Annotated in this window: 1 protein-coding gene; it reads left to right on the forward strand. The window is 47.4% G+C overall.

Translation table 11 applies throughout. The features are described from left to right. Positions 1–363 (forward strand): WD40 repeat domain-containing protein (locus RRG12_RS36760; RefSeq protein ID WP_420762621.1); only part of this gene is annotated, 363 nt, incomplete at both ends.

The following is a 363-nucleotide window of genomic DNA, read 5'->3' on the forward strand; positions in this document are numbered from 1 at the left end:
AGTGGTCAACTCCTCAAATCCCTTGACTGGTCATAGCGATGGGGTCATTAGCGTCGCTTACAGCCCAAATGGACAACAGTTAGCTTCTGCTAGTTATGACAAGACCATCAAAATCTGGGATGTCAGCAGTGGTCAACTCCTCAAATCCCTTACTGGTCATAGCGATGGGGTCATTAGCGTCGCCTACAGCCCAAATGGACAACAGTTAGCTTCTGCTAGTTATGACAAGACCATCAAAATCTGGGATGTCAGCAGTGGTCAACTCCTCAAATCCCTTGCTGGTCATAGCGATGGGGTCATTAGCATCGCCTACAGCCCAAATGGACAACAGTTAGCTTCTGCTAGTTATGACAAGACCATCAA

The sequence above is a fragment of the Nostoc sp. CALU 546 genome, assembly GCF_048836525.1.